The organism is Streptomyces sp. DT224 (genome assembly GCF_049844595.1).
GTDB lineage: Bacteria > Actinomycetota > Actinomycetes > Streptomycetales > Streptomycetaceae > Streptomyces.
The window spans coordinates 1-2,836 of sequence record NZ_JBNCLI010000028.1 but is presented as its reverse complement, the minus strand read 5'-3'; the positions used below and the strand labels follow the sequence as shown (position 1 = coordinate 2,836).

General features: G+C 73.9%; 1 protein-coding gene. It reads right to left on the bottom strand.

The window, feature by feature from the left end; translation table 11 throughout:
• The coding region (locus ACLQ2N_RS35850) for an SDR family NAD(P)-dependent oxidoreductase (RefSeq protein WP_425819968.1) at positions 1-2,836 on the bottom strand (2,836 nt) is incomplete at both ends.

Genomic DNA, 2,836 nt, shown 5'->3' with positions numbered 1-2,836 from the left:
ACCATCTTGATGATGCCGCCGACACCGGCCGCCGCCTGCGCGTGACCGATGTTGGACTTGAGCGATCCCAGCCACAGTGGCCGGTCCGCGGGACGGTCCTGCCCGTAGTTGGCCAGCAGCGCTTGGGCCTCGATCGGGTCGCCCAGCGTGGTGCCGGTGCCGTGTGCCTCGACGGCGTCGACGTCGGCGGCGGTGAGGCCGGCGTTGGCGAGCGCCTGACGGATGACGCGCTGCTGCGAGGGACCGTTCGGCGCGGTCAGGCCGTTGGACGCACCGTCCTGGTTGATAGCACTGCCCTTGACCACCGCGAGCACCCGGTGCCCGTTGCGGCGGGCGTCCGACAGCCGCTCGACCAGCAGGACGCCGACACCCTCGGCCCAGCCGGTGCCGTCCGCGTCCGCCGAGAAGGCACGGCAGCGCCCGTCCACGGAGAGCCCGCGCTGACGCGAGAACTCCACGAAGGTCCCCGGCGTGGCCATCACCATGGCGCCGCCGGCCAGGGCGAGGTCGCACTCGCCCGAGCGCAGCGCCTGGACGGCCAGGTGGAGGGCGACCAGCGACGACGAGCAGGCCGTGTCGACGGTGACGGCCGGGCCCTCGAAACCGAAGGTGTACGAGACGCGGCCGGAGGCGACGCTGGCCAACCCGCCCGTGAGCAGGTAGCCCTCGACGTTCTCCGGGGCCTCGTGGCGGCGCGGGCCGTAGTCCTGCGGTGCGATGCCGGTGAACACGCCGGTGCGGCTGCCGCGCAGCCCGGCGGGGTCGAGATGGGCGTACTCGATGGCCTCCCAGGAGGTCTCCAGCAGCAGGCGCTGCTGCGGGTCCATCGCGAGCGCCTCACGCGGCGAGATACCGAAGAACGCGGGGTCGAACTGGGCTGCGGTGTGCAGGAATCCGCCGTGGCGGGTGTAGACGGTGCCGCGGTGGTCGGGGTCGGGGTGGAAGAGGCGCTCCAGGTCCCAGCCGCGGTCGGTGGGGAAGCCGGTGATGGCGTCCGTGCCGGTGGCGACGAGGTTCCACAGGTCCTCGGGCGAGCCGACGCCACCGGGGTAGCGGCAGGCCATGCCCACGATCGCGATCGGCTCGTCGTCGGCGATGGTGAGGACGGTGCGGGCGACCGGACCGGCGGCGTTGTTGCCGATCAGCTCGGCGCGGAGGAAGTCCGCCAGGGCGGCCGGCGAGGGGTAATCGTACAGCAGGGAGCTGGGGAGCTGGAGCCCGGTGGCGACCTTCAACTTGTTCCGGAGCTCGACGGCCGTGAGCGAGTCGAAGCCGGATGCCTTGAAGGCACCGTCCGCGCTCATCACGCCGGGTGTCACGTGGCCGAGGACATGGGCGGCCTGGCTGCGGACCAGGTCCAGCAGTGCGCGTTCCTGCTCGTCCGCGTCCAGGCTGCGCAGGCGCTGGGCGAAGGTATTCCCGGCCGGCTGGGAGCCGGTCGGGGCGGTCGGCTCCGTCGGGGTGCTCACAAGCAGGCGCAGGAGCGCGGGGACGGGAGCGTCGACGCGGGACAGGTCCAGCCGGGCCGGGACGGCGACAACGGCACCGACGGCCAGCGCGGTGTCGAGCAAGGAGACGCCCTGCTGCTGCGGCAGCGGGGCGATGCCCAGGCGACTCCAGCGGGCCAGGGCGGTCGGGTCGAGCCGGCCGGCCATGCCGTCGGAGCCAGCGGTGTCCTCCCACAGGCCCCAGGCCAGCGAGGTGACCGGGAGGCCGATGGCGTGGCGGTGCCGCGCGAGGCCGTCCAGGAAGGCGTTGGCGGCCGCGTAGTTGGCCTGGCCGGCGCTGCCCAGGGTGGCGGCGACGGAAGAGAACAGCACGAAGGCGGTCAGGTCGCGGTCGCGGGTCAGCTCGTGCAGCAGCCACGCGGAGTCGGCCTTCGGCCGCCATACGGTGTCCAGCCGCTCCTCGGTGAGTACGGAGACGACACCGTCGTCCAGGAGACCGGCGGCGTGCACGACGCCGGTCAGCGCGTCCAGCGAGTCGACCAGCGCGGACAGCGCCGCCCGGTCGGTGACGTCGCAGGCGACGACCTCGGCGCGGGCGCCGAGGTCGGCCAGCTCGGCGACCAGTTCGGCCGCACCCGGGGCGGTCGGGCCGCGGCGGCCGGCCAGAACGAGGTGGCGCACGCCGTGGGTGGTGACCAGGTGGCGGGCGAAGAGCCGGCCGAGGGCGCCGGTGGCGCCGGTGATCAGCACGGTGCCATCGGCGGGCCAGGGCGAGTCGACGGTGCCCGTGGCGGCGGGCTGCTCGTCACGCAGGACCAAGCGGGGGACGACGACGTGCCCGTCGTGGACGGCGAGCTGGGGCTCGTCGGCGGCGTACGCGAGGGCGGCGGTGACGGCGCTGTCGTCCGACTGGTCCCCGTCGTGGTCGACCAGGACAAACCTGTCCGGGTACTCGGTCTGCACGGTGCGGATCAGGCCCCAGACGGCGGACGCGGCGGGGTCGACGGTAGTGCTGGTGGCGCCGCGGGTGACCACGACCAGGCGGGACGCCTCGGGGTGCTCATCGGCGAGCCAGTCCTGGACGGCCGCCAGCACGCGGGCAACGGCGGTGCGGGCCCGGACAGCGGCGTCCTCGGTCGCGTCCGCCTCGTCGAGGACCCACGGCAGCACCGTGTCGTCGGCCGCCACCGAACCCCGGGCCGCACCGGCCGCGGGAATCCAGTCGACGCCGAACAGGCCGGTGAGGTCGGTCGGACGGGTGCCAGGAACGCTCGGCGCGAGCCAGTAGCGCTGGTGCTGGAAGGCGTAGGTGGGCAGGTCGAGCGGGCGTGCCGGGGTGAGGAGCCGCGTCCAGTCGATGGGCAGACCGGTGGTGTGGAGCGTCGCCA